The 26,348-nt window shown below is 38.3% G+C and carries 22 protein-coding genes; 15 read left to right on the forward strand and 7 right to left on the reverse strand.

Annotation, left to right across the window (positions count from 1 at the left end):
• Window positions 1-47: 47 nt before the first annotated feature.
• Window positions 48-1,967, reverse strand: a complete 1,920-nt coding sequence (locus tag H1D32_RS07595; protein WP_261177672.1) for a WD40 domain-containing protein — start codon at window positions 1,965-1,967, stop codon at window positions 48-50.
• A 307-nt stretch (window positions 1,968-2,274) separates the two neighbouring features.
• Here H1D32_RS07595 and H1D32_RS07600 point away from each other — a divergent pair, with 307 nt between their 5' ends.
• Window positions 2,275-5,592: an InlB B-repeat-containing protein gene (locus H1D32_RS07600; protein WP_261177673.1), complete on the forward strand. Its 3,318-nt coding sequence runs from the start codon at window positions 2,275-2,277 to the stop codon at window positions 5,590-5,592.
• A 360-nt stretch (window positions 5,593-5,952) separates the two neighbouring features.
• Window positions 5,953-6,234 carry a hypothetical protein gene (locus H1D32_RS07605; protein ID WP_261177674.1) on the forward strand — a complete coding sequence of 94 codons (282 nt, stop codon included), beginning with the start codon at window positions 5,953-5,955 and terminating at the stop codon, window positions 6,232-6,234.
• A 100-nt stretch (window positions 6,235-6,334) separates the two neighbouring features.
• On the opposite strand, the gene H1D32_RS07610 is transcribed toward H1D32_RS07605, so the two are convergent.
• Entirely contained in the window at window positions 6,335-7,072 is a 738-nt protein-coding gene (locus H1D32_RS07610; RefSeq protein ID WP_261177675.1) for a hypothetical protein, read from the reverse strand.
• Window positions 7,072-7,770 carry a hypothetical protein gene (locus tag H1D32_RS07615; protein WP_261177676.1) on the reverse strand — a complete coding sequence of 233 codons (699 nt, stop codon included), beginning with the start codon at window positions 7,768-7,770 and terminating at the stop codon, window positions 7,072-7,074. The genes H1D32_RS07610 and H1D32_RS07615 overlap by 1 nt, the downstream gene beginning before the upstream one ends.
• Window positions 7,771-8,001: 231 nt before the next feature.
• Here H1D32_RS07615 and H1D32_RS07620 point away from each other — a divergent pair, with 231 nt between their 5' ends.
• Complete coding sequence (locus tag H1D32_RS07620; RefSeq protein ID WP_261177677.1) at window positions 8,002-8,682, forward strand: hypothetical protein; 681 nt, start codon at window positions 8,002-8,004, stop codon at window positions 8,680-8,682.
• Window positions 8,683-8,935: 253 nt separating this feature from the next.
• On the opposite strand, the gene H1D32_RS07625 is transcribed toward H1D32_RS07620, so the two are convergent.
• Both H1D32_RS07625 and H1D32_RS07630 read right to left on the reverse strand, forming a co-directional pair.
• Window positions 8,936-9,331, reverse strand: coding sequence for a hypothetical protein (locus H1D32_RS07625; protein ID WP_261177678.1), 396 nt, complete (start codon window positions 9,329-9,331; stop codon window positions 8,936-8,938).
• 38 nt (window positions 9,332-9,369) lie between these two features.
• On the reverse strand, window positions 9,370-9,606 hold the full coding sequence (locus tag H1D32_RS07630) for a hypothetical protein (protein WP_261177679.1): 237 nt from the start codon (window positions 9,604-9,606) through the stop codon (window positions 9,370-9,372).
• Window positions 9,607-10,067: 461 nt separating this feature from the next.
• Between H1D32_RS07630 and H1D32_RS07635 the strand changes: the two genes are divergently transcribed.
• A complete protein-coding gene (locus H1D32_RS07635; protein WP_261177680.1) occupies window positions 10,068-10,181 on the forward strand; it encodes a putative holin-like toxin in 114 nt (37 codons plus the stop codon).
• Between the two features lie 397 nt (window positions 10,182-10,578).
• On the opposite strand, the gene H1D32_RS07640 is transcribed toward H1D32_RS07635, so the two are convergent.
• A complete protein-coding gene (locus H1D32_RS07640) occupies window positions 10,579-12,153 on the reverse strand; it encodes a M2 family metallopeptidase (RefSeq protein ID WP_261177681.1) in 1,575 nt (524 codons plus the stop codon).
• A gap of 322 nt (window positions 12,154-12,475) precedes the next feature.
• On the opposite strand from H1D32_RS07640, the gene H1D32_RS07645 reads away from it, so the two are divergent.
• The 4 genes from H1D32_RS07645 to H1D32_RS07660 all read left to right on the forward strand — a co-directional run bounded on the left by H1D32_RS07645 (window position 12,476) and on the right by H1D32_RS07660 (window position 17,213).
• Window positions 12,476-12,847, forward strand: a complete 372-nt coding sequence (locus tag H1D32_RS07645; RefSeq protein ID WP_261177682.1) for a VOC family protein — start codon at window positions 12,476-12,478, stop codon at window positions 12,845-12,847.
• Between the two features lie 84 nt (window positions 12,848-12,931).
• A complete protein-coding gene (locus tag H1D32_RS07650; protein WP_261177683.1) occupies window positions 12,932-14,182 on the forward strand; it encodes an MFS transporter in 1,251 nt (416 codons plus the stop codon).
• A gap of 450 nt (window positions 14,183-14,632) precedes the next feature.
• Window positions 14,633-15,646 (forward strand): UDP-glucose 4-epimerase GalE, encoded by a 1,014-nt coding sequence (gene galE / locus H1D32_RS07655; RefSeq protein WP_261177684.1) that lies wholly within the window; start codon window positions 14,633-14,635, stop codon window positions 15,644-15,646.
• A gap of 61 nt (window positions 15,647-15,707) precedes the next feature.
• Window positions 15,708-17,213: a glycosyltransferase gene (locus H1D32_RS07660; protein ID WP_261177685.1), complete on the forward strand. Its 1,506-nt coding sequence runs from the start codon at window positions 15,708-15,710 to the stop codon at window positions 17,211-17,213.
• Between the two features lie 62 nt (window positions 17,214-17,275).
• Here the strand turns inward: H1D32_RS07660 and H1D32_RS07665 are convergent, their stop codons facing one another.
• Window positions 17,276-18,484, reverse strand: a complete 1,209-nt coding sequence (locus H1D32_RS07665; RefSeq protein WP_261177686.1) for a glycosyltransferase family 2 protein — start codon at window positions 18,482-18,484, stop codon at window positions 17,276-17,278.
• Between the two features lie 214 nt (window positions 18,485-18,698).
• Between H1D32_RS07665 and H1D32_RS07670 the strand changes: the two genes are divergently transcribed.
• The 7 genes from H1D32_RS07670 (at window position 18,699) to H1D32_RS07695 (ending at window position 26,320) form a co-directional block, all read left to right on the forward strand.
• On the forward strand, window positions 18,699-19,520 hold the full coding sequence (locus H1D32_RS07670) for a PRD domain-containing protein (protein ID WP_261177687.1): 822 nt from the start codon (window positions 18,699-18,701) through the stop codon (window positions 19,518-19,520).
• A 261-nt stretch (window positions 19,521-19,781) separates the two neighbouring features.
• Window positions 19,782-21,161, forward strand: a complete 1,380-nt coding sequence (locus H1D32_RS07675) for a sucrose-specific PTS transporter subunit IIBC (RefSeq protein WP_261177688.1) — start codon at window positions 19,782-19,784, stop codon at window positions 21,159-21,161.
• A gap of 20 nt (window positions 21,162-21,181) precedes the next feature.
• Window positions 21,182-22,648, forward strand: a complete 1,467-nt coding sequence (locus H1D32_RS07680; RefSeq protein ID WP_261177689.1) for a glycoside hydrolase family 32 protein — start codon at window positions 21,182-21,184, stop codon at window positions 22,646-22,648.
• 361 nt (window positions 22,649-23,009) lie between these two features.
• Window positions 23,010-23,210, forward strand: a complete 201-nt coding sequence (locus H1D32_RS25330; RefSeq protein ID WP_396126163.1) for a glycosyltransferase — start codon at window positions 23,010-23,012, stop codon at window positions 23,208-23,210.
• A complete protein-coding gene (locus H1D32_RS07685; RefSeq protein WP_396126164.1) occupies window positions 23,207-23,797 on the forward strand; it encodes a glycosyltransferase family 8 protein in 591 nt (196 codons plus the stop codon). The genes H1D32_RS25330 and H1D32_RS07685 overlap by 4 nt, the downstream gene beginning before the upstream one ends.
• Complete coding sequence (locus H1D32_RS07690; RefSeq protein ID WP_261177690.1) at window positions 23,794-24,678, forward strand: glycosyltransferase family 2 protein; 885 nt, start codon at window positions 23,794-23,796, stop codon at window positions 24,676-24,678. Before H1D32_RS07685 ends, H1D32_RS07690 begins: the two co-directional genes overlap by 4 nt.
• A gap of 427 nt (window positions 24,679-25,105) precedes the next feature.
• Complete coding sequence (locus H1D32_RS07695) at window positions 25,106-26,320, forward strand: acyltransferase family protein (protein ID WP_261177691.1); 1,215 nt, start codon at window positions 25,106-25,108, stop codon at window positions 26,318-26,320.
• The last annotated feature ends 28 nt before the right edge of the window (window positions 26,321-26,348 follow it).

Raw genomic sequence — 26,348 nt, forward strand, 5'->3', positions numbered from 1 at the left:
AAAGGGTAAGGGATTTTACGTGCTTCCCCTCGATTGAGTTTAGTTCATCACTCGATATTACCACTTACATTCCATAAAATAACATTTGGCTCCTCATTGAGTAAGACGGAATAGATTGCCAAGAGTTCCCGCCCATTAGGGGCAAAGGAGATGTTCAAGACTTCGTTGCTAAATTGGTTTGCTCTTTGTTGTCTATCATTGTATGCGGTAATTAACGTTTCAACTAATTCAAAATTAGTTGTTTCGTAAATATAAATACTGCCATTTTTGCAACTTATCGCAAGCAAACGACCACTAGGGTTATACGTCATATCCGTAATGGCATCAGGCGCTTCTAATCGATTAGAGATTGAGCCGTCATCCATATTCCAGATATCAACGATATTATTATTGTAGTCAATAGAATTTAGGGCAGCCAATTGACTGCTACTAACACTAGGGTTTACTAAAGCTACACCATAATACGAATCGCTTTCTAGGACATTAATTGTTTCTCCAGTGTCTATATCCATGACATAAATATCCCCACTCGCAAACACGACATTTTTGTCATCTGGTGTAATATCTACTGCACCAAGTCTTACATGGTAAACGTCATAACATGTAGATTGGATTGTTGTGAGATTTACGGAACACTTTTGGTAATCATACTTTGTATAGATAAGCCTCTCACCACTGTTTGTTACCCTCATATCATATTTATCCCTGAGTAGGCCATACCCTGCGTAATAGTCATCATGGGGAATAAGCCTTTTTTCATCAGTAGCTTTGAAATCACTATTGTACATTTTCAAGTAATCGCCTTCTAACTCTCCTAAGCCTTCTCGTAAAAATAATAGTGGTCCAACAAACTCTTTTTTGATAGTACCGGCAGAACGGTCTAGTAGGTAGGAGTCCATGGTGAGCCATTCCCCGTCATCGGACCAGCTAATATGAGCAGTTTCCAACAGATCCTCTATATTTGCTGACCAAATCATGTTGGTAACTTCGACATTTATTTTTGCTATCTGTCCGAAAGCATTGGCAGAAATAGTTGCTTTTCCAATCGATTTTCCTGTTATAACTCCATTTTTATTGACGCTGACAATTTCAGGATTGCTTGAGGAAAACACCAGCTCAGGAGCAGTCCCTTCAGGAATATTCTTTAATTCTATTTGTAACTCCTCAGAATGATAAAGACCAATTTTAGGATTGGGTAAGGATAAGATAATAGAGGGTGGTAACATATTAGCAGGTTCCTTTTTCTTATCATTTTCTTCAGTAGGAGGTTCACTTACTATACTCGAGATCGAGGTTTTATCCGAATTTTCTATGACCTTTTGATTCATAAAAGCAGGTGATGCGACATCAAATTTTGGCATCACAAAGATTAGGACTGACATAATACTAGTGACTCCTGCTGTCCAGAATAAAATTTTCTTCAGTTTTATGAGCCTTCTTTCTCTTCGCTCTGCCAAGAGTAATTCATATCTTCTTCGTTCTTCCATAATCTTTTGGACAAGGTTATAGCAACTCTCAATGTGATCATTACCAGCTTTTTGGGTTAACGCATAGCCAATACTAGCTGAAATTGCTTGTCCTACAAAAGGGATATACTTACCCAAAGTCTTTACCGCTTGCTTTCCAGCTTCCTTCTTAATAAATCGTTTTCCTAGTTCCTTTAAAGCAGCCTCTTTTAATTGTTTGCCCACGGTTTGTTTTAGGATGTGGGTACCGTATTTCTGTACAGACCGATAGACAATTTTTTGAGTATGGTTGTCGAGTTGTCTAATATGCTCTCTAGATAATCCAAACTCGCGATTTATCTTAGGTATCATCTCTGTGAAAATAGCAAGGTCAGCAGCTATATCAAGTCCTGGAATGGGTGTCAATGCAGATGCCCCTGAAGCGGCAGCACGGCTATTAACTATTTTCTTACATTCCCCTTTAATAATATCTAGTTCTTCAACTGAATTGGGTATTGGCATATGTAAATTCTCCTTGTTCATGTGTGGTTTCATGCGGTCTACTTTTCTTAATTTCTATTATATATGAATTCTGCTAAAGCGTGGGCAGGGTTCTGGCGCTTCATCTAGCTTACCAAATGGGGAAGCACCAGAACCGTCCCCACGCTGCGCTAATTTTCCCTTCCCAATTGACAAAAAATAACTATAATTAAGATTAATAGAATACTTCTGCAACCTAATAGAACAGGAGATAAGGCTAACCTTAGTACTCGGTTTCATTGGAGCAAAGTAATATCTACATTAGGTATCAATGAAACGGAGGATGTACATGAAAAGTATTGTCTTTAAAAGTCTTGTATTAACTTTTCTTTTTTTAGTTTTAGTAGGTACATATTCTAACGCAGAAGGGAAATTTAAGTCCGAAGTTCCTGAAGGATATACGGGAATTTATACGATCGAGGATTTAGAGAAGGTTCGTGAAAGGCTAAACGGTAAGTACATTATCATGAACCACCTTGATTTAACAAAGGCAACGTCAGAAGGTGGAATATATTTTAGAGACGGGCAAGGGTGGGAGCCGATTGGAACGGAGAGTGCCCCTTTTACAGGGGAACTTGACGGAAATGGCTATCAAATTAGCGGACTAAGGGTATCGATGCAATCTGATAAGACGATTTATGCTGGTCTTTTTGGTTATATGAGAAATGGAATAGTTAAAAATGTTGAGTTGGTAAATGCGAACGTGAAGGCTAATAATACGTCATTTGAAAATGCAAACTCTTATTCTTATGCTGGCGGGCTAGTGGGGTATGCCTATAATGCCACGATTATCAACTCTTCAGTATCTGGGGAAGTGGAGTCTCAGTCTCTATTTCAAGGGTATGCAGGCGGCTTGGCTGGCTATGTGAATACGGCATTCAACCAACAATCATTAGTGTCAGGAAGCTTTAACGCAGCGACGATCAAGGCGCAAAATTCTGCAGGTGGATTAGTTGGAGAAGCTTACAGGCTAGCGGTCCAACATTCTTCTAACGAAGGGATGATCCAGTCGAAAAATGCAGGGGGAATAATTGGGTATGCTAGATCGAACTCTATTATCACAAACGGAGTAAATAAAGGTACAGTCATTCCAATCTCTTATGGTGGTGGAATTGTTGGAGATATTTGGTCATCATCAATTAGTCATAGCCGAAATGAAGGAGACGTGACAAGTTCTGCTCAAGGTGCAAGCAGTGGTGGTATTGCTGGTGGGGTAAGCTCTTCGATGATTACAGAAAGCAGCAACAGTGGCCAAGTGAGAAATACCGGTAGTTCCTCCTACTCCGGAGGCATTGCTGGTAACAGCCAAGGTAACACTTCTTTTGTAAAGGTTTATAATACTGGTGGGATTATCTCGGGTTCTTATGGAGGTGGAATTGTCGGATCTGCGTATACAACGATCATTAATCAAGCTTATAATGCTGGGCCAATCCAAACAAGGTATGGGGGAGGAATTGCTGGCTGGGCTTCCAGTACTACCATTCAAGAAACGTATAATAATGCGGATATAAGTACCAATTACCAGGCTGGCGGTTTAGTAGCTATTGGTAGAAATGGAACGATAGAAAATAGCTATAACTTTGGGCAAATCTTTCGCTTACCCGGTACTTTTTTGTTTTATGAAGGTGGAGTAGCGGGTGAACATGATGGGACAATTTCCAACACCTATTATCTTGAAAAACATACGGGAGGAATTGGAAAAGGAGGAGACAAAGGTACAAGTCTAACTTTTCATGACTTCTTGGAACGCGCCTCTTTTGTAGGCTTTGATTTTAACACTGTATGGATAATCAATGAAACTAATGAATATAAACTACCAGAACTTCAAATGGCTCAGTATCAAGGAGCGGAAAAGGAGACTAGTATCCTTCTTGTTTCACATCCAGAAAAAACTAATTATGTTCAAGGAGACCTCCTTGATCTAACAGGAGCAGTGCTTCATGCCTATACGAATTATGGCAATGAGTATGAGGTAACTATCACTCCTGATATGATTAGTGGATTTAATCCTAATAAACCTGGCTATCAGTCGATTACGATTAACTATAACGGTCATTCGACTGGATATACTGTTTTTGTACAAGCTACTTATCAAGTGACCTTTAAAGACTATGATGGAACGGTTCTCAAGGTTGAAACGGTATTGGATGGCTCGTCAGCTACACCGCCAATTCCAGTAAGAGATGGATACACATTTATCGGTTGGAATGGCAATTTTACAAATGTTACGTCTAATCGAACGATCACAGCACGATATGAGGCACTGATCTATACGGTCACATACATGGACCATGATAAGGTTTTATTTGCTGAGACATATTACTATGATTCAGAAGTTTGGAGTTCGACCATTCCAGAAAAGACTGGATATACGTTTATCGGTTGGTACCAAGACAAGGAATTAAAAAATAAATTTACTTTTTCGGGTGGAATTCGTTCCGATATGGTCGTGTATGCGAAATTTATGAAGAACCCAAATGCACCTTCGAACGTAAAGGTAACGTCGGTTGACTATCATAAAATAAATATTCAATTTACTAAGGTTAGTGGTGTAGATGGCTACGAAATTCATTTGGCAACTGCGAAAAGTGGGCCATATAACTCTATTTATGGACTAGACGCAGCGACTTCTAACATTGACTGGTGGTTTTTAGAACCAGGAAAAACATATTATTTTAAGGTTAGAAGCTATAAAGAAGTTGATCATCAACGGATCTATAGCCCATTTTCGGAGGTTTTTAGTGCAAAGTCGGTTTTACCGACAGTTAAATCTCTTAAGGCTGCCCCTACTAGCTTCAATAAAATTAAGCTTAGCTGGAGGCAAGTCGATAGTGCCGAGGGCTATATCATTTATCGTGCTACCTCACAAACAGGGACCTATACTAAGGTGAAAACGATTACGAGCCCATATACCTTAACATATACAAATAGAGAATTGGCCACTGGCAGCACCTACTATTACAAAGTAAGGTCATACAGAACTGTTGATGGCAAAAAGATCTATAGCCCGTATTCAACTGTAGTTAATAGCAAAGTGACGTTGGCGAAGGTAAATCCTCCTAAAGTAGCCTCAGCTGCTTTTGATAAAATAAAAATAAGCTGGGATCAAGTGAGCGGAGCAAATGGCTACCAGATTTACCGTGCTACTTCGCAAACAGGCACGTATAGTAAAGTAGGTACCGTTACAAGTGGCAGCACTAAAACCTACACAAATAGGGGCGTTGAAACTGGCAGGACCTATTACTACAAAGTACGCGCTTATCGAGTTGTCAACGGAAAGAACGTATACGGTGCATTTTCGACGGTTACGAGTGGAAAATCGGTGCTTTCCGTACCAACCAATCCACTAGTCACGAAGAAAAATGGAACAACCGCAACCATTGCTTGGTCCAGAGTATCCGGAGCAAGCGGCTATGAAATCCATCGTGCCACTTCGAAAACAGGAACATACAGTAGAGTTAAGACAATTACAAGCGGCAGCACGATCAAGTTTGACAACACCAATCTAACCAAGGGCAAAACATACTACTACAAAATCCGAGCCTACCGAACAGTCAACGGAAAAAAAGTATACAGCCCTTACACAGGCGTAAAGGTGTGGAAATAGTAGCAAGCGTGGGGACGGTTCTGCTGCTTCCAAATGGTGAGGGAACTTAAAGTAACCCAGCGGAGATAGCTCTGCTGGGTTATTTCTTTGATGGTCGGTGTAACTTGGGAGAGGAATAAAGGGAGCTTCGATTTTTAAATATACAAGTATTTCCCCAGGACAGATAACCATTCACACCAATACAACCTTTATGGGGAAAATCAAGAAACCTACAAAATAAACGATTTCGCCACTATATTTTGAACGGAGAAAGCGTTGTAGAGCTTCTTTAAGAAGGAAGAGGGCATGTTTAGAATAATATACTAAAGGAAGATCTCTACTGTAAAAGGATTTTAGCTAATGTAAGGAAGGGAAAATATTATGAAAAAGATATTATTTTTAAACGAAATTACAAGTAAAGAGTTGCATCAAAGTGTTAATAAGCAGTTGGAAATTAAAAATCGATTATTAAAAATGTTATATGAAAATACAAACCATAGATTAAATCCAAGAGAATTAAGTCTCTTACAAAACAAATATCAAGAACAGATATTTATACTAGACCTTATTCAGAATAAACTTCATTTAGTTACAAATCGACAAGGAGTTCAAGAAATAAATAGATTAATAGAAAAATATAGTCAGATTGAAAGTGAAACATGAAGCGTGGGGAATTTAACCGTGGGGACGGTTCTGCTGCTTCATCAGGTTTCTAGCTTTCTAGATGAGGAAGCACGAGAACCGTCCCCACGCTTCCAAAAAACTACTCTAACTCATAATCCGGTATGGTAGATAAATATTGTAAGTGGTGTTCTCCGAATCCATGTCCCGTTCCATTTGGCGAGTTTGGAAAACTCACTTCACGGTTCTCATCGTATGGCATCCACGCGAAATAGACGCTACTCGGCTGGAAAAAACTAAAGATTGATGGATCTGGTTGTTTTGAATTCTCTACCTTTAGAAAAGAATCAAGAAAAGTCATCCAGTCATTCGGTAATGTAGTTACACCGTAGGAATTTTCTACTGTTTCGTAATCCACAGTAAAGCTAAGCTGAACTCTTGGTGAATAGTGATGCACATCATAACTTACCCGATAGCCTCGTTTATTCACTAAGTAAATATCAAACTCCTTCATATCGTTGTCCACAGCGATATTCCAAACGACAAAATACTTGGAGGGGTCTTTCGGGTCAAGCTTCCAAACATAAGGTTGTTGAATAGTATTAATTTCACCGAGCTCCCAACTTCGATTTTTCCATATCCAAAAACTTGAACCATGACGTCCATTTGAAATGAACGGAACAAACACATGTGTATCTCCTAAAAAAACGACATCCTGGACTTCAATTTCATGGCTAGGATAAAAGCTATTGATCCTTTCAATTAGGACATTCTCGGGTAGAAATTCTGTTGGTTTTGAAAAAAAGTAAAAATAACTACTCCCCATAACTACGAGTAAGATAGCAATACTTGTAGGGATCCAGATTTTTTTCTGTTTCATTACTCATTGCCACCTTTCAAAAGCGATTGAGTACTGCGAAAATAGCGCTGTTTTTCAGAGGAATCTATTAAAATACCTTTTCCGTCTTTTTCAACGTAAATCATCTTAGGAATTCCACTTCCCCATTTTGAAGAAGTCCCACTTAGGTAATAAGGAAATTGTTCCTCCCTTTCATTAGGCTCTACTTCAAACATTCCGTTATACCACTCTACACTATTAATTGGCTCTTCCACGAATGTTGTGAGCAGGTGCTGCAATTCGTTATCAAGTGTTACTTCCTTTGCGGAAGGGTGGAGTGGAAGAATAGCTGCATCTTCATAAGATGCAACAAATGTTGCGAGATCACTTTTCGGATAAACAGCATGATGAAGCAGAACAGTTAAAATCGTAGTTGCAAGAAAAATAAAATTAGCAAAAAAACCAAGCCATGCAAAACGACGGTATTTTCCCCATGACCCTCTACTAGAGGCATACCAAAGTAAAATCCAGACCCCTAAAGGTAAAATTGGAATTTTAAAAATCGTACCCAACACGGGAAAGTTAAAAGAAAAAACAAATAACCCTATCAATGTTGCGATAATAGCCTTCCAGATTTTCGGCTTTATCTCTTGTTTTTGATAATAATAGTAAATAAGAAATATCACCAAACCCCATGAAAAAATAGTCCCAAAAACTTCAATAATATTAACATCAAACAAATATAACCCTCCTAGGAAGCGTGGGGACGGTTCTGCTGCTTCCTACGGAATCACCAGAACCGTCCGTCACAACCAGTTATTAGTTCAAATATGATTAGTCTCATTGGCAGTAGGAACTGCCGATATATGGAAGCTATACCTAATTTACCAAAAATAAAGTAATTTGTCCCCACAAATCGTTGGAGGAATGCATATTATATTATATCCGAATCTATGAAAGGATTTGATTATATGGGATGTAATTGCTGTGGAGGTTGCGATAAGAAAAATTGTAACAAGAAGTTAGATCGTTTAATCGACAAGTTGCAAAAAGCACGCCAAGATGCTCGTTGCGGAAATTTAAAGCAAGTGGAGTGTCGTTTAGCTGAATCAATACGTTATATCAAAGAGGTTTTGCATTGTAGTAACAAACCGGTATTTCCACCTACACTGCTACCTGCTTGCGATCCGACAGGTGCGATTCCACTTACGTCTGGATTAAACGGAGCCCCCTCAGGTACCTCAAATCTACTGCCAGGGAATAAGTACGTTTCTCCTTTCGGATTGGTCATGACTTGGACAGGTGATACCATCACGGTGTGTGAAGTGCCTGGTAATGAGGCTAATGTATGGTCGATATCAGGTCCACCACTAATTATTACAAGTGGAATTGGAACGCAACAAAGAGTTCCGTCTTTAAATGGAAATCCACAAGCGGCAGCTGTAGGAATTAATGAGGGTTCGATACTTGTTTTTAGTGCTTCTGAAGTAAATGGCCCGATAACCAATGCTAGATATGTTTCTAGTCCCGCCTCTCAAACGAGTGCAAGTTACCAAGGGTTTAATACAAGTGCAACAGAGTTTTACTTAAGCTCTAATGGTCGAACAATCCTTGATTCTGGCTACACCCTAAGTGAAATGTTAGGAGTCTAGGAAGCGTGGGGACGGTTCTGCTGCTTCCTACGGAATCACCAGAACCGTCCCTTTTCTTATTAAAAATTCTATGCTTTATTAGAAAAGGCAATTCTATAACCTTATTAAAAAGCTTATTCTGGATAAGATAATCTTTCTGCTTCATCGTGTAAATTTAAAGAACGTAATTGCTCTTTGAGGTACAGCTTAACTTCTTCATTATCAAATAGTAAACCCTTAGATTGAGCATCTCGCAAGAATACTAATTTTGATTCTAACGTTGAGTTTTCAAAAAGAGTTTTACATTATTGATTGTTAAATTTTCCTCTTTTTCAAAATCAAAAATAGGAGGGTGCTTCACTTCGAGGTTTATATTTTGATTAACAACTCCGATACCGTCCTCTGTTGTTACAACAATCTCGTTCTCTCGTTCCTGTTTCACTTTCTGCAAATATTCATATAAAGAGTCTATTGGTTCGAGCTGAAATTTTTGAGTGAACATTTCACGGACTTTTGCTTGTCTTTCATTATTAAAATCAGTAGTTTCTTTAAATTCACTTTTATTTGTAGATATATCAAAAATATCAAGAGCGTTTGGAGAAAAGGACATGATTCTCAAAAAATCGTGAAAATTTCTTGCGACAATTTTTACAGGGGCGTCAAAGTCCATTGGAGAGACACGTACAATATAAGCATTGCTTAAGTCGCTTACTTTTCCGAAATCAGTGAGAAAGCCATAATGGATACCATCTGACCCAGGTCTAGCAATGATATTACATCAAGTGGTGTATTTAAATAACGTGAATCTAGACCATCGTATGAAAAATAATAACCTAATAAATCTCCATGTTCTAATAAACCGTCTTTGTCTAACTGTTTTTGCAATTCAATGACATGTTCCAGTTTTTCGGGAAAATGGTATTTTCCATAATTCATCCTTATCATTTTATACTGCTCCTTTTGACAACTAGTTAAAACTATTAATAGTAGTATTACGAGTGGCACAATAATGCGGATTTTCACAAACATCGCTTCCATTTCAATTACATAATAAATTAACAATAATTAGAATTTATACCAAAGTCAACTGAAGGACCGCAGGAAGCACGGGGACGGTTCTGTTGCTTCCTGCGGAAGCGCCAGAACCGTCCCCATGCTTATTAATATGCAAATGAAAAAAGGTACCTCATTCATTTATGAGATAGTTTTTTTATAGTACTTATTCCCGTGGATTAAATTATTATATCCATTGTGATTCGTCACTGTAACTACTCGAGATTTGTCGAAGAATGTAGGTTAAATAATGTAATAGAATGATAGTTATGAGAACTAGTGTTTGTTATAATTAAGGTGCAACACATAAAGCGGATGGGCGGTTGGCCATCTCCCGAAGGGAGGTGGTAATCATGGTGACTTTTGAAGCAATGAACATGGCAATTCAACTATGTATGTTATTTATAATAACAATAACAGCGATTGTAGCAATAATCACACTCGTCACCAATAGAAAAGAGAAATAACCGCCCCCACGACCAATGGATTAGCGGTTATTTCTGCTGTTAAACATCAAAATTCATAAGGTCAGCCGTTCTTCATGCGGCATGTGTTGTTGCATTGACTGAGTGTTTCTGCACTCAGTCACTTTTTTATTGTGTATATTTTCTAATATAAGTATACCTCATTCATTGCTGCTACAGCAATAATTTCTTAGGATCTAATGCCTGTGCGTTGGATCTCCAAAGTTTGAAGCATGGGGACGGTTCTGCTGCTTCCTGCGGAAGCGCCAGAACTGTCCCCATGCTTCAAAATAAAAAGCAACTCTATGAAAATAGTTTTTCAGTAGAGTTGCTTTCTTTTGTTGGTTTGTCCTACTTTACCGCTTTAACGGACTGGGGGTCAGACCCCACAATACAGAAACTATTTACAATACGCATCGACAAAGTATTGTGGATTTAACTTTTGACCTGTGACTCGTTCAATCTTTTCGTTCCAGTGGTATTTGGAGCCTGGCTTAAAGAACTGTTCGTTTAGAAAGTTCCCAACTGTTGGATTGAAAAATTGTTCAGAAACCTCGTTTTTAATATGTTGGTGAAGCTGAGCAGAAGTTAGCTCGCCTAGTAAGTAATTTTGATAGTACACAGGTGCTAGGGTAAAGTGAATTTTTGCTGCCCAGTCTGGTAGATTACGATCTTCTGGAGGGTTAACTAATTGAATGTCTTTCACTAGCTTCCACCATAGTGCATTTAAATCTTGATCTGGGTTTTCGTATAGTTCTTTTTCGAAAAATACGAACGTAATAATCCAGCGTCCTGCGATGAGCATCTTTAACTGCTCATATTTTTCAAGGGCTGGTGCAAGTGTTTCTAAACGATCTTTATCAAGCTTTACGAACGTTTCTAACCACTCTTTATTTTCGGTCATTTTCCCAAATAACATCGCAATCGCTTCGGTTGTTAAGGTGTGTGCCGGCGATCTTAGGATATAAGGAAGCTCATTATCTAAGTATTTAAAGTAGGCTGCGTGACCGAATTCGTGGAGCATCGTTCCCATCCAGTAGGCGTTTGGCTGGTTGTTGCATAATACACGAGTGTCCCCGTTACGGTCCATGTCCATACAAAAGGCTGTTGGATTTTTCCCAGGACGTGGATCCATATCACTTTTTGCATACAAATCTTCAATTGGAATGTTCATGGCAGCAAATGTATCCGCCGTAAGCTTCTCGATGTCTTGACCTTTAAAATATGGGTCAAGATTTGTTTCCTCAGAAGCTGGTGCTTCTTGGAAGAAAGGATCTACATAATGCCATGGTCGTAATTCAGAAACCGCAATCCCGAACTTCGCAGCTAGCTCTTCGTCTAATTGGTTTTTCAATTGTCGGAAAGTGCTATCTGAAAGATCAATCAGCTTTTGAAAAATCGAAAAGACTTCTTCGCGATCTAATTCTTGATTTTCAAACGACATTTCATGATAGTTGGCATACCCAACAGCTTTAGCTGCTTCATTTCTCGTTTTAACAAGCGTTAGTAGCTTTTCTTCAACGACTTTTCCTACTTCTTTTGAAGCCTTCCAAGCGTCTTCACGCTCTTGTAAATCCATGCTATTAAGTAAAATATTGCGAATGTCATTGGCTGAAAGTTTCTTTCCATTTACTTCAGGTTCATAGGTATTAAACATATGATTCAATTCAGCGGATAGTTGTGATAACTCTTTTAAAATGTCCTTAGGAAGCTGATTTTCCCTGAACGTACTTAGAAGCGATTCTAATTGTCTTCTTTCTAGGTCAGTTAATTCTGTTTCCGTTAAAAACTTTTGGATCGCTTGGAATGCTTCAGGATTTGAAAAATGTGTACGAAACTCCGTTTGCGCCTCCGCAACCTTTTGCGCCCACTCTTTCTCCCCGGTAGTTTGGGCCATCCAGCTGGCATTAGTAATGTTTTGATGTAGACTTTTAATCTTCGTATTTTGCTCATTTAAAAACTCTTGAACTGACATCTCTTTTCCTCCCTGTGAAAAAATAGATTCCCAATTTCTATTATATAGTTTTTTTGCTAGGGAAGCACGGGGACGGTTCTGCTGCTTCCTTTAAAAAGATAAAACTCAAAATTGAATAGCTCATCCTATGAATGATGGACATAGAACCAGGTATGAGATACGTACCTGGTTCTTTTGCTATGACTTGGGGAGTGCGCGGGTTCTACTGTTCCTAGGCTAATTAGCACAGATTTCCACATGAATATAAAAGAAACTAGGTAAAGAAGGGAATATCTGGTTAAAATAGAACTTATATGTGATCAATATACGAGGAGGAGATACAATGGAACTAGGAGCATTTTCTGTAAGTTTAAGTGTAAAAGACATCCATAGATCAAAAGCATTTTACGAGGAATTGGGGTTTAAAACTTTAGGCGGGGACATTAATCAAAATTGGCTTATCATGAAGAATGAACATACAGTGATTGGTCTTTTCCAAGGAATGTTTGAGAAAAACCTCCTGACATTTAATCCAGGATGGAATCAAAATGCTGAAAATCTAGAAGATTTTACAGATATTCGAGAACTACAAAAAGAGTTGAAGGAAAAGGGTGTTAAATTAATACAAGAAGCTGATGAAGCAACAGAAGGGCCTGCATTTATTACAATAGAAGATCCAGATGGCAACCAAATTTTAATCGATCAACATCGTTAGAAAGCGCGGGGACGGTTCTGCTGCTTCCTGATAAGGAAGCACGAGAACCGTCCCCACGCTTCCTTAGAAATGAGTGGGTAGAAAGTGAATACAGTAAATAATAATCTCGAGGAGAAATGGTTAAGGAACATAACTCTCTTCCTTACTAGCCAGACGATTTCACTTTTTGGATCGTCTCTCGTTCAGTATGCCATTATGTGGTATGTAACGCTAACGACAGGATCAGGTTTAATGATGACGCTGTACATCATTTGCGGTTTTATACCAACCTTTATTTTATCGCCAATTGCAGGTGTTTGGGCAGATCGCTACAATCGAAAAATGCTGATTATTTTCGCAGATGGACTTATCGCTGTAGCGACACTAATCCTTGCGATTCTCTTTTTACTTGGCTTTGATTCGATTTGGCTGCTTTTTGTAATGGCGGCGATTCGTGCCTTTGGGACAGGGATTCAAACGCCTGCTGTAGGTGCTATTCTACCGCAAATTGTACCAAAGGATAAACTGACAAAGATAAATGGAATTAATGGTAGTATTCAAGCTGTGATTATGTTCCTATCACCAATGGTTAGTGCCGCGCTTTTGGCTTTGACTTCGCTTGAAATCATTTTCTTTATTGATGTCATTACGGCAGCAATCGCCATTATTACGCTATTTGGCTTTTTAAAAATTGCTGTGCATGAGAAGGCATCGGAAAAACAAACAACAAGCTACTTTAGTGACTTTAAACAAGGGTTGCATTACGTGAATAATAATGCTTTTTTAAAGAAATTTTTCTTATTCTTTGCAGTCTTTTTTGTATTAATGGCACCAGCAGCGTTTTTGACACCGTTACAAGTGGCACGAAGCTTTGGTGAAGACGTGTGGAGACTGACGGCAATTGAGATTGCGTTCTCCATTGGGATGATGGTAGGGGGAGGTGTGATCGCTTCCTGGGGTGGCTTTCAAAATAAAGTTAAAACGATGGGATTTGCCAGTGTCATTATGGGAGCCTGTACGTTTGCGCTCGGTATTGTTCCGCACTTTTCGGTTTATCTAGTTTTCATGGCTTTATTCGGACTTGCGATGCCAATTTTTAATACACCAGCGACCGTTTTATTACAGGAGAAAATAGAAGAAGATTATTTAGGTAGAGTATTTGGTGTAATGGGGATGATCTCGACCTCGATGATGCCACTAGGAATGATAATATTCGGTCCAATAGCCGACTTTATCAAAATTGAATGGTTGTTAATAGGAACCGGAGTCCTCATTATCATCCTTGCTATTCTTTTAGGCCGAAACCAAGTGTTACTCGATGCAGGGAAGCGTGGGGACGGTTCTGGTGCTTCCTAAATAGGAGCTGATACGAGGTAAGAGTGGTGGGAAAAGTAGCGGTTTCCTTTTTAACAAATGTTTTAAGTTAATCGGTTAATTACAGAAAATATTAGGTCCTCTTAGTTTTAATTAAACGTTTGATTAATTTTTTCTATAGGTAAGTGGGTAAGGCTTTGACTTCGACGTTAATAACTGCTATTGCAAACTCCACTTTTACTAGTTAATTGGTGACTTTCACCATTAAGAAACGGTTTTTTGACTAATGAAGCAGCCCTTATGAGAGTGTAACTCTCATAAGGGCTGCTTTTGATTTTGGAAGCGCCGGGACGGTTCTGCTGCTTCCTCATAAGGAAGCACGAGAACCGTCCCCGCGCTTCCCCACGCTTCCTAGACTAGTAACCAATCAAGAAACACCTCTCAAACATACAATACAAGGATGAGATAGAAAACACTAAAGGAGTAGTGGCAATGTCGATACTTGTAACGGGAGGTACGGGGTACATTGGTAGTCATACGTGTGTTGAACTTCTTCACTCGGGGTATGACGTGATTATTATAGATAGTTTAGTGAATAGCAAAGCAGAAGTAGTAGAACGGATCAACGAAATTACAGGGAAGGATGTTACTTTTTATCAGGTGGATCTTGTAAATTCTCAGGAACTTGAAAAAGTTTTTATAAAACATAAGATTGACGCTGTGATTCATTTCGCCGGATTAAAAGCTGTAGGTGAGTCTGTAGAAATGCCGCTTCGCTATTATCAAAATAATATAACTGGAACATTGGTTCTTTGTGAATTGATGCAAAAGTATAACGTGAAAAAACTCGTATTTAGTTCTTCGGCAACTGTTTACGGAATGCCTGAGCGCGTACCAATTTCTGAAGATTTTCCACTACATGCAACAAACCCGTACGGGCAGACAAAGCTAATGATTGAGCAAATTCTCCGTGACCTTTACGTATCAGATCCGAATTGGAGTATTGCTCTTTTACGGTATTTTAATCCTATTGGAGCACACAAAAGTGGCCGTATTGGTGAAGAGCCGGCTGGAATTCCAAACAATCTTATGCCATATATAACTCAGGTAGCGGTTGGTAAGCTCGCTGAATTAAAAGTATTTGGTAACAATTATCCTACGGTTGATGGAACCGGAGTCAGAGACTATATTCATGTAGTTGACCTTGCGAAGGGCCATATAAAGGCGTTAGAAAAAGTCAGTTCTGCTGCAGGGGTGGAGGCGTACAACCTTGGAACAGGAAAGGGTTATAGCGTACTACAAATTGTTAAAGCATTTGAAAAAGCCTCACAAAGAAAAATTCCCTATAAAATTGTAGACAAACGTCCCGGAGATGTTGCCATTTGTTACGCAGACCCATCAAAAGCAAAAGTAGAGCTAAATTGGGAGGCAACAAAAAGTCTAGAGGAAATGTGTGAAGATTCTTGGAGATGGCAAAAGCACGGGGACGGTTCTGCCGCTTCCTAAGGAAGCAGCAGAACCGTCCCCATGCCCCATGCTTCCATTATTACAACTAGGAGGTGTGTTAATGTTTAAGAATATCTCGTTTCTAATACCCTATAAACCTGACCATGGTATTAGAGATATTAATTTCAATTGGATCAAGACATTTTATCAAAATATTTATCCAGAAGCTGAAATTTGTGTAGGGATTTCTAATGATGATCTTTTTAATAGATCTCAGGCCATTAACAATGCTGCAAAGCAAGCAACGAGAGATATATTTGTTTTAGTAGATGCAGATATTTTTTGCGACCCAAACGTTATCAAGGAATCAATTGAACATATAGAAATAGGAAATGCACCTTGGGTAATACCCTACAAATATATAAAAAGAATATCTGAAGAAAATTCAAGAGTATTGGTAAAAGAGACACCAACTTGGCCTTTGGAGATAACAGATTTCGAGTTAGTTGATACTAAAGACTACGACTTTGATTGGGTTGGAGGTATAAACGTCATTAGTCGCAGAAGTTTTTTGGAGGTTGGGGGTTTTGATGAAAGATTTTTAGGCTGGGGCGGAGAAGACCAAGCTTTCAGCTGTGCAGTTAGTACTATTTGTGGCCCTTATAAGAGATTAGAGCATACTGTTAATCACTTATGGCACCCGGTTGTAGGCTATGAAAATAATCCGAATAGACAAAACAATTTGGATTTAGGTGAAATTTACTCTCAAGCAAAGTTCGATAAAGAGAAAATGAATAACGTAATTAGGGATGTAAAGAACAAATATTTGAACGAGACAATTGAGCCTAGAGATCAAGAGGCTACGACAATTCATGTTGTTACTGTAACAGACGACAACTACGCAATACATCTTGCTGTCATGTTGAAATCATTATTAAAAAAGAAAAAATCAGAAAATCCAATAAAAATATATGTCATGTATAGCAACATCCAAAGAAAAAATAAGTCCTTGTTAAAGAAAGTTGTGAATAAATATAAAGCAAAAATTCGCTTTAAAAAAATAGATACGGCAATGTATCGTAGGTTAAAGACATTTGATCATGTTACTAAAGAAAACTATTATCTATTATCTATTTCTGATTTCTTTGATGAGACTATTGATAGAGTTCTCTATTTAGATAGTGACGTTATTGTTAGAAAAGACATTACTGAGCTGTGGAACACCGATATCAGCCCATTTATAGTAGGTGCAGTCGAGGATTTTTCCGTAATGGAAACCAGGAATAGTGATCTCCTGATGCCAGCAGAAGCCAAATATTTTAATGCTGGTGTCCTTTTAATTAACTTAAAGAAATGGCGAGATCTTGAGATAAAGGATAAAATTAGTAACTTTATCAATACGCACTCTAATAAAATTAAGTATGGTGCTCAAGATGTGCTAAACGCTGTCCTTTATAATCAATGGTTTGAATTGGAGGCCAAATGGAATTATCAGACAGACCATATTCCGAAACTAAAAATAAAACCGGCAATTATTCACTACACCGGTGAGAATAAACCGTGGAATTCCGACCATCCATTGAAAAAGTACTATCAAAGATATGCAAAGAGAATATTTAAGACCTAATTAAATCTAAACCAAAATAGGATGCCAAGTCTATGGCATCCTATTTTTAAAAAAAGTGGACTTTATAATGAAGTAAGTTTATCAAAGGCCATAACCAAAGTTTCGCATTTTCCACTTGAAGCAATTAAATCCCTTTCTCTTATAAGCTGATTGCTAGTTTCAGTGTTATATGAAATACCAACTCTCTCAAGTAGATTGCTTATAGGTAGATCATTATTTGACACTATTTTTGGTATCTCTTGTAACATTTTTAAAATTGTATCTTTGAATAATTGAAAACCTTCCTCTAGGCGATAATAGTCTCTTACAGCATCCTCTAAAACATTTGCATCATCCAAATTAATGAATTGTAAGGATTTAATACATACATCTATATCCGGATGTTTCTCTTGAAAATATACGATGTTTTTTGCTGCTTCATAGTCTCTGGTTGGTCCAACCGGATGTTCCTGGTGGTAAACATAGATATTTGGATCGGCAAAATAAATTGCTCCTCCTTTTGTTAGGCGATAACCAAATTCATAATCCTCTGCTCCCCAACCTTGGAAATTTTCATCGTAACTACCTACTTCTTCGATAAAGCTTTTTCTTACTGATTTATTAAGGCCAATACAGTAAAGCCATGATAAGTGATAATTTTCAACTTTGTTTCCTAGTTTTTTAATAATTCGCGACTCGTATATTTTGGGTTCACTAAGCTTTCGAAGTGTTTTATATCTTTTAATGTCTCTTCGACCAATCACTTTTACTGGCTTTGTAGTGTTTAAAATACTAGAAAAGTCATTGGTGGAAATTGTCAGCCTTTTTAGGACCTTCTTTCTATACTTTTCGTTCTTGTGCATGAATTTTTCGATGCTTTGTTTTTCCCATTCATTAAATTCAGGCAGGAGATAGCTGTATAACTTATAAAAATTACCTCCAGTAACTACGGCTTTATTATATTTTTGATGATAAGCATAATGAAGTGAGATATTATTCGGTTCGACAATTGCCTCAGCATCTAGAAATAATAGAACTTTACCCCTGGCTTTTTGAATGCCAACATTCCTTGAGCGGGCTCGACCGAGATTTTGCGAATTACGAACATATTGAAATGTAAAAGGAAAACGATATTTTTCTAAAGTAGGCGTACGGTCCGTAGAAGCATCATCGACAAAAATTACTTCAACTTTTGACAGATCAAAATCTTGTTTTTTAAGTGAATAAAGTGTGAGTTTGTTTAGTGGATAACGATTATAAGATACAATAATCACGCTAACCTCAATAGCCATTCTAAAAACTCCTTTCTAGTCCATTCTCTTTATTAAACTATTCATAAGTTATACTTTCGTACTTGGTTATAAAAGCAAAATAAAGAAATTGAAGGAAGGCGCGAGGAAGCAGCAGAACCGTCCCCACGCTTCCCTTGTTGCTTCGAATAATTGATCATGGTTTAATGCATGTATGGATATTATTTTATGAAGTTGATGGTAGGAGAGTTTCCAAATGCGTATAGATAGAATTTTAAATAACAATGCCGTTGTTGTCGTTGATGGTGAGAAAGAGAAAATTGTTATGGGGAACGGTATTGCTTTTCAAAAACGGAAGAATGATATCATCCCGAAGCATAAAATTGAAAAGGTGTTTATTTTACGGGACCAATCCTCTGAAAAATTTCAGCAACTCTTAGCTACATTGCCGGAAAAACACATCGAACTAGCGGAAAAAGTGATTGATTATGCGGAAGGGTATTTAGAGCAACCCTTAAATGACCATATTCATATCGCCCTTACGGATCATTTATCGTTTGCATTGGAAAGGCTGGAACAGGGATTTACGATCCAAAACAAGCTTAAGAATGAAATTAAGCTGTTATATAAAAAGGAATTTGAAATAGGCTTATGGGCAAAAGAAGAAATTCAAAAAGAGCTCGGGATTGAAATTCCTAACGACGAGGTTGCGCATATTGCCCTTCATATACACACCGCAAAAATGGGTAGCAAATCTATGAGTGAAACGATGCAAAAAGCAGAAGTATTAAATGATTTTATCAGTAAGTTAGAAGAAAAGTTAACGATAAAAATTGATGAATCAAGTATAGATTACCAGCGCTTGATCACGCATTTGCGCTTTGCTTTAGCTAGGCTCGAAGAAGACCGTTCGTTTGAACCAATTGACCAAGATATGTTCAAGCTCATCAAAGATAAATATAAAACAGCCTATAACTATGCCGAGGAAATCTGTGACTACATTAAGCAAGAATATGGGATTGAGTTCCCACCATCACAAATTGCCTATATTACACTTCACTTCCAACGATTACTATAAGGAGGCGAGGAAGCGTGGGGACGGTTCTGGCGCTTCCTTAAACCTCTTGACGGTAACGCTTTCTTTAGGTAGAATATGAAGTACAAATCGCATATTGTGGGATTGTGACTGGTTAAGCAGGCAAGACCTAAAATGTATGAAAGAACATAGAGGTGGATTCTCTACCTATGTGCCCTTTCGTATGTTTTAGGTCTTTTTTATTTGCTGTTACAGCTTTATCTATGCGAAAACAGCCATTATATAATAGGGGAGGAAACAAAAATGAATCACCGAGAAATAGCTGAAAAGCTGATTACCCTCTTAGGGGGAAAAGACAATGTCATTAGTGCACAACATTGTGCTACGAGGCTCCGTCTTGTGATTGATGACGAAAGCAAAATAAACAAAGCAGAGATTGAAGAGTTAGATGAGGTAAAAGGTGCATTTTCGACATCTGGTCAATTTCAAATTATTTTTGGATCGGGGACAGTCAATAAAGTATTTACCCACTTTGCTCCGTTAGCAGGGGTGTCAGGGGTGGATGAAGAGACAGACAAAAAGGTTTCTCACAATGACGCTGCCAAAAAGAAACTGAATCCGTTTGCCCGTTTTGCCAGAACTCTTTCAAATATTTTTGTTCCAATTATCCCAGCGATTGTAGCAGCGGGTATGTTAATGGGACTTCTTGGATTAATGCGAACCTACAACTGGGTCGATCCTGAAAGTGGACTTTTTATTTTACTAGACATGTTTTCGTCTGCTGCATTTATTATTTTACCGATATTAATAGGTTTTAGCGCTGCAAAAGAATTTGGTGGGACCCCGTATTTAGGTGCGGTTATCGGAGGAATTATGACTCACCCGGCATTATTAAATCCTTGGGGACTTGCCAATGCCGAACCTTCAACACTTGATTTCTTAGGCTTTGGTGTTGAGATGCTTGGGTATCAAGGAACAGTTATTCCTGTTCTATTAACGGTTTACATGATGTCTCTTATTGAAAAAGGATTGCGCAAGGTCGTACCTAATATGGTTGACTTGCTTGTCACGCCATTTTTAACCGTTATTTTTACAGGTTTTATCGCGATGTTAGTTGTTGGTCCTCTAGGGCGGGCGCTTGGTGATGGGTTAACAACGGCATTAGACTTCCTTTACAATACAGTAGGTCCGGTTGCAGGTTTCATTTTCGGTGGATTGTATTCTACGATTGTATTAACGGGGGTACACCATAGCTTCCATGCGATTGAAGCGGAATTACTGATCAGTGTCGGTGGAAACTTCTTATTGCCAATCTGGGCGATGGCAAACGTTGCCCAAGGTGGAGCAACATTAGCTGTCTTTTTCAAAACAAGGAATAAAAAAATGAAGGGAATTGCGCTTCCTGCTGCTGTTTCGGCATTTTTAGGAATTACAGAACCAGCGATCTTTGGGGTTAACTTGAGATACCGACGTCCGTTTATTGCTGCGGCGATCGGCGGAGCCTTAGGTGGATTTTACGTTGTGTTCACGCAAGTAATGGCAAACGGGATTGGTTTAACAGGTATTCCAATGTTTGCGATTGCGCAAGACCCTCTTAACTATGGAATTGGCTTTTTAATTGCAATTGTAGTGGCCTTTGTTGGCGCCTGGGTTTTAGGCTGGAAAGAAGAAGTTGCAAAATAATAGCAGTGGAGGGGAAGAGAATGTCTACTAAAGATCGTGAATTAAGAGAAAGAGCCTATGAATCCGTTGAGAAGTATAAAGAAACGGTCAACAAGGACCCTTATCGACTTCACTATCACATAATGCCCCCTGTCGGTTTGTTAAATGATCCGAACGGGTTTATTCACTGGAACGGGAGATACCACCTTTTTTATCAGTGGATGCCTTTTAAAACTGGTCATGGCGCAAAGTTTTGGGGACATGTTTCCACCGAGGACTTCATCAATTGGAGAGAAGAGGAGATTGCTCTAACTCCTTCTGAGTGGTACGAAAAAAATGGTTGCTATTCCGGAAGTGCCATCGAGCATGACGGAAAAATGTATATTTTTTACACAGGAAACGTCAAAGACGAAAATGGAAATCGCGAAACCTATCAATGCCTCGGGATTTCTGAAGATGGTGTTAACGTAGAGAAGAAGGGACCAGTTGTCGAGCTGCCCGAGGGCTACACGCCACATTTTCGTGACCCAAAAGTTTGGAAGCAGGATGATCAATTCTATATGGTAGTTGGCGCGCAAACTCTCGATAAAAAAGGGGCTGTCGCTCTTTTTTCATCGGACAATTTAACAGCCTGGAGCTACGAGGGAGATTTAGCCGGAGGAGGGAAAGGACCTTTAAAGGACTTTGGCTATATGTTTGAGTGCCCTGATTTGTTTTCTCTAGGTGAAAAAGATATGTTGATTATCTCTCCTCAGGGGCTTAAGCCCGACGGTATGAAATACAGAAATGTTTATCAGTCAGGGTATGTGGTTGGTTATTTTGATCCAAAGGGTAAGTCGTATGATCATGGTGAATTTGAGGAGTTGGATCGAGGATTTGATTTTTATGCACCACAAACAACCGAGGACTCCAAGGGACGAAGACTTATGTTTGCCTGGATGAGTGTCCCGGATCAAAACGAACAGGATCACCCGACGGTTGAATACCAGTGGCTTCATAATATGACCCTGCCTAGGGAATTAAAAATGGTGGGCGATAAGCTGTACCAATTGCCGGTGGAGGAGTTGGAAGGACTTCGTATTGGGGAAGCTTTGTCCCATCGTGTTACCTTAAGGAATGAAGTGCGGGAACTAGAAGGGGTAAACGGTAGAGCGGTGGAATTACGTGTAAATGACATTTCTCTGGTTGAAGGGTGGTTTGAAATTGCCATTCATGATGCAGCTAGGATCGTCTATTCAAACGGCGTATTCACTTTAGAAAGAAAAAGCTATGTAGATGGTACAGTTGAAAACCGCCAATGTATTCTTGAGAAGCTGGATTCATTAACCATCTACATTGATACGTCATCGGTCGAAGTTTTTGTTAACGGCGGCGAAGAAGTTTTCACAGCAAGATACTACCCAGCAGCCTCCCAGCGATCGATTACATTCGGCGCATCAAAAGAGTGCTCGTTTAGTGTTGAGAAGTGGGATTTGGGGAAGCGTGGGGACGGTTCTGCTGCTTCCTAACTGGTGAGTGGGGGGAAGCGCGGGGACGGTTCTACTGCTTCCTAATCCAATGTGGGATTGAAATTCCTAAACAGTGGTGAATAGTAAGAGATGGTTAATTTTGGAGAAAGTTACTATAAAAATTCTTGATAAATGAAGCAGCCCTGATGAGAGGAGAACTCTCATCAGGGCTGTTTTTGTGTTTTGGGACAATTAATTAAAGGATGGAGGAAGCCGCCGCGCACTGATGCTTCTTCTTCGTTTGATCGAGGAAGCACGAGAACCGTCCCCATGCTTCTTCCATAGACAAAATACTGTCAACATCCATGCAATAACATATTATATAAAAATGAGGATTAAGGAGAGATAGGTAGTGAATATTGTGAGTACGTCGAACAATGAATATTCTCAGCATTTAGGAGTGATGTTAAACTCCCTTCTTGAAAACACAAAAAACAGAGAAATTTTGAATATTTATATTATTGATGGAGGTATATCAAGCGATAATAAATATAGGCTTAACAAGGTCACGGGCAGGTTCAAAAAAAAATTACTTTTCTTACGCCAGATGAGGAATTACTGAGGGAACTTCCGACAGATTCAACAATTGGTTACATTACCAAAGAAACATATTTTAGAATTCTCCTACCAGAATTACTCAGTAGCAAAATAAAAAAAGTATTGTATCTTGATTGTGACCTTATTGTTAAAAAAGACATCAGTGAATTATGGAATACCGATATCAAGAAGTATATTCTAGCTGCAGTCGATGAGTCTAGCATGTTTGGTTCAGGGAGAAGAAGAAGATTAAAAAAAGAATTAGGCATATCTAAAAGATCCCGATATTTTAATGCAGGCGTTTTGTTATTGAATTTAAAAAAATGGAGAAAGGATGGAGTTTCTGAGCGTATAGTAAATTATTTAAAGCGTCATCCAAAACTAACCTTTATGGATCAAGATGCATTGAATGCTGTTCTTCATAATGAGTGGCACCAACTTGACTACAAGTGGAATTATACGACTTACCATTGGGACCAGTTTCCTCATGTAAAGCCAGCGATTATCCACTTTTGTGGTTGGCGCAAACCCTGGAACTCAGATATACGTTATAAAGAAGAGTACTTCAAGTATCTGAAATCATCCATGTGGGAAGAGAGTCAAAATCTATGAAAGTCTCCATTATTGTACCGGTTTACAACACAAAAAAATATTTAAAAAGATGCTTAGATTCATTGATAAACCAATCCTTAGAAGACATCGAAATCATTATAGTAAACGATGGATCTACTGATGATTCCCAGAAAGTTATTAATAAGTACCATAAGAAATACCCGACTAAGATCGTACCAATAGTGAAGGAAAATGGCGGGCCAGGTATCGCACGTAATTACGGAATAAAAAAAGCCAAAGGCGATTATTTGGGATTTGTTGATTCTGACGATTGGGTTGACCCTAGTATGTTTAAGAAATTATACAAGTTGGCTACTAAAGGCCATGATTTTATAATCTGTGATTACGTTAAAATTCATAAAGGAAATAAAAGCCATGTACTAAAGGGTTTTACAGGTAGTTTTTTCGACCATCAGCAAGCAGTTTTGTATTCTACCGACACTGCGTTTTCCTGCAATAAACTTATTAATAAGAAATTATTTGATAAAGACCTTCTGTATACGGAAGGTTGGTATGAGGATCTTGCTACCATTCCGTTGTTGTTGACAAATGCTAAGTCTCCAGCTTATCTCAGAGAGCCTCTCTATTACTATAAATTCCGTTCTGGTTCTATCACTAATAGTAACAATCTCAAAACGTTAGGGGTTATTCGTTCATGGGGAAGATTGCTAGCGAGAGCAAATCCTCGCTACCAACAAGAAATAGTTTTTGCTGTAGCTAGAAATATCTCTTCGTTTCTAAAATTTAAACCTGAACATACAACTCAGTTTTTGTCATTTGCAAAAGAGCACCAAGACACAATTAGCAAAAATATTTACTACCAGGAAGCTTTACGTCAAGGCAAACTAAACGATTTATTTACCTTAACGAATGAAAAATGAAGCGTGGGGAAGCGTGGGGACGGTTCTGCTGCTTCCTAACCCAATGTGGGGTGAAACCCCTTAGAGTGATGAATAGAGAGAGTGGGTTAAATTTGGTGACTGTCACCACCCAAAGATTGATAAATGAAGCAGCCCTGATGAGAGGAGAACTCTCATCAGGGCTACTTTTGTTTGTTTCTACTAAAAAAGCGGTTCCTAATGTATTCATATACAGTTAGATTGTACTCGGAAAGTTAATCATTTGAGGTATGGAAAGCCTTATCATAGATAATATTTATAAATTTATTAGCAGTGTCTAAGAAAGGTAGAGCTTTTTTATAATAATTAATTCGCTATAACGAACAGTTTGGTGTATAATAAAGAACGATATATGAGTATGTATCGCTACATGAATGGCGAAATACTACAGGAGGAGGTCAAGGTCAATGTGAGAAAATTATACTCTAATTTTTTAAAAACAAATAATTTGTTAGAGGGCAATGTTTCTATCTATTTAGATTTTATTAGGGGGATATCAGCGATTTTGGTAGTTATGGAACATTTAAGTTCAAGATTGTTTGTGGGATACGGCAACGTGGAAAATCCAACTATATTTGTACAACTACTTCACCTACTAAATATGTTAGGTGGGCCAGCGGTTATCATTTTCTTTGTCCTTAGTGGTGTATTTATCTCAAGATCTGTCCTGAAAGCTTTTTATGAGAGGAAGTGGGCATGGAAATCTTATTTGATAAATCGTTTTTCAAGATTATATGTAGTGCTGATACCTGCATTAATACTTACCTTTATTTTAGATGGTTTAACCGCAAACTTCTTTGAGTTTCAAAGGTATGGGGATGCTATTACAAACCTGACTCAATTTGTAGGTAATTTATTTTTCCTACAAAATGTATTTGTAGGGACATATGGAACAAATTATCCATTATGGAGTCTTAGCTACGAATTTTGGTATTATATGTTATTCCCACTTATCCTTTTGTTGTTTTCTAAACAAGGGAAAATGAAAAAGGCTATATACTTAATCATCACAGTTCTCATCGTTTCCTCCATTGGAACTAGGATGAACTCCTACTTCTTTATATGGTTAGCAGGTACTGTTGTAATTTTATTACCTAGCATTAATATCTTAAAACGCTGGTATGTACCGATTATTGCACTAATATTAGTCATAGTTGCTAGTGTGGTTAGACCTCTAGTAATGACTGGGAGACTGTTTACGAATGAGTGGACGACGGACTTAATTTTTGTGGACATATTTATTGCATTAGTGTTTGGTTTCTTTGTTTATTCACTGTTGCAAGTTCCATTTACCAAATTTCATAATGTGGATCTCGGTTGGTTAGGGAAATTTTCAAGATTGATTGCAGGATTTTCATTCAGTCTTTATGTCATTCATTATCCAATCATTAATATGGTCTACCGGTGGGGAGCGATGAACGGTTATGGTGGTTTACAGCCAACGATTTTCTCCTTTATAGTTGAATTGTTACTTGTGACCCTTTTATGCATCATTGCATATCTCTTTTCTAAACTAACGGAAGCTCAAACACCAAAGGTTCGAAAGTTTTTAGAATCCAAAACAAATGCATTTATAAATCGTGAAAGAAATAAGCAAATTAGAAAGGAAAGTATTCCAGGGTAGGAAAAAAAGGACAACCCGTTTGAAGCGT

Origin of the sequence: Anaerobacillus sp. CMMVII (assembly GCF_025377685.1) — a bacterium.
In the GTDB taxonomy this organism is placed as follows: Bacteria; Bacillota; Bacilli; order Bacillales; family Anaerobacillaceae; genus Anaerobacillus.

Excerpts from the sequence above, each read along its gene's own strand:
- H1D32_RS07610 (WP_261177675.1), bottom strand. The coding sequence starts at position 7,072 with ATGAAACAGAAAAAAATCTGGATCCCTACAAGTATTGCTATCTTACTC.
- H1D32_RS07660 (WP_261177685.1), top strand. The coding sequence starts at position 15,708 with ATGTTTAAGAATATCTCGTTTCTAATACCCTATAAACCTGACCATGGT.
- H1D32_RS07605 (WP_261177674.1), top strand. The coding sequence starts at position 5,953 with ATGAAAAAGATATTATTTTTAAACGAAATTACAAGTAAAGAGTTGCAT.
- H1D32_RS07680 (WP_261177689.1), top strand. The coding sequence starts at position 21,182 with ATGTCTACTAAAGATCGTGAATTAAGAGAAAGAGCCTATGAATCCGTT.
- H1D32_RS07635 (WP_261177680.1), top strand. The coding sequence starts at position 10,068 with ATGGTGACTTTTGAAGCAATGAACATGGCAATTCAACTATGTATGTTA.
- H1D32_RS07675 (WP_261177688.1), top strand. The coding sequence starts at position 19,782 with ATGAATCACCGAGAAATAGCTGAAAAGCTGATTACCCTCTTAGGGGGA.
- H1D32_RS07690 (WP_261177690.1), top strand. The coding sequence starts at position 23,794 with ATGAAAGTCTCCATTATTGTACCGGTTTACAACACAAAAAAATATTTA.
- H1D32_RS07630 (WP_261177679.1), bottom strand. The coding sequence starts at position 9,606 with ATGATAAGGATGAATTATGGAAAATACCATTTTCCCGAAAAACTGGAA.
- H1D32_RS07640 (WP_261177681.1), bottom strand. The coding sequence starts at position 12,153 with ATGTCAGTTCAAGAGTTTTTAAATGAGCAAAATACGAAGATTAAAAGT.
- galE (WP_261177684.1), top strand. The coding sequence starts at position 14,633 with ATGTCGATACTTGTAACGGGAGGTACGGGGTACATTGGTAGTCATACG.
- H1D32_RS07645 (WP_261177682.1), top strand. The coding sequence starts at position 12,476 with ATGGAACTAGGAGCATTTTCTGTAAGTTTAAGTGTAAAAGACATCCAT.
- H1D32_RS07665 (WP_261177686.1), bottom strand. The coding sequence starts at position 18,484 with ATGGCTATTGAGGTTAGCGTGATTATTGTATCTTATAATCGTTATCCA.
- H1D32_RS07600 (WP_261177673.1), top strand. The coding sequence starts at position 2,275 with ATGAAAAGTATTGTCTTTAAAAGTCTTGTATTAACTTTTCTTTTTTTA.
- H1D32_RS07625 (WP_261177678.1), bottom strand. The coding sequence starts at position 9,331 with ATGGACTTTGACGCCCCTGTAAAAATTGTCGCAAGAAATTTTCACGAT.
- H1D32_RS07595 (WP_261177672.1), bottom strand. The coding sequence starts at position 1,967 with ATGCCAATACCCAATTCAGTTGAAGAACTAGATATTATTAAAGGGGAA.
- H1D32_RS07620 (WP_261177677.1), top strand. The coding sequence starts at position 8,002 with ATGGGATGTAATTGCTGTGGAGGTTGCGATAAGAAAAATTGTAACAAG.
- H1D32_RS07670 (WP_261177687.1), top strand. The coding sequence starts at position 18,699 with ATGCGTATAGATAGAATTTTAAATAACAATGCCGTTGTTGTCGTTGAT.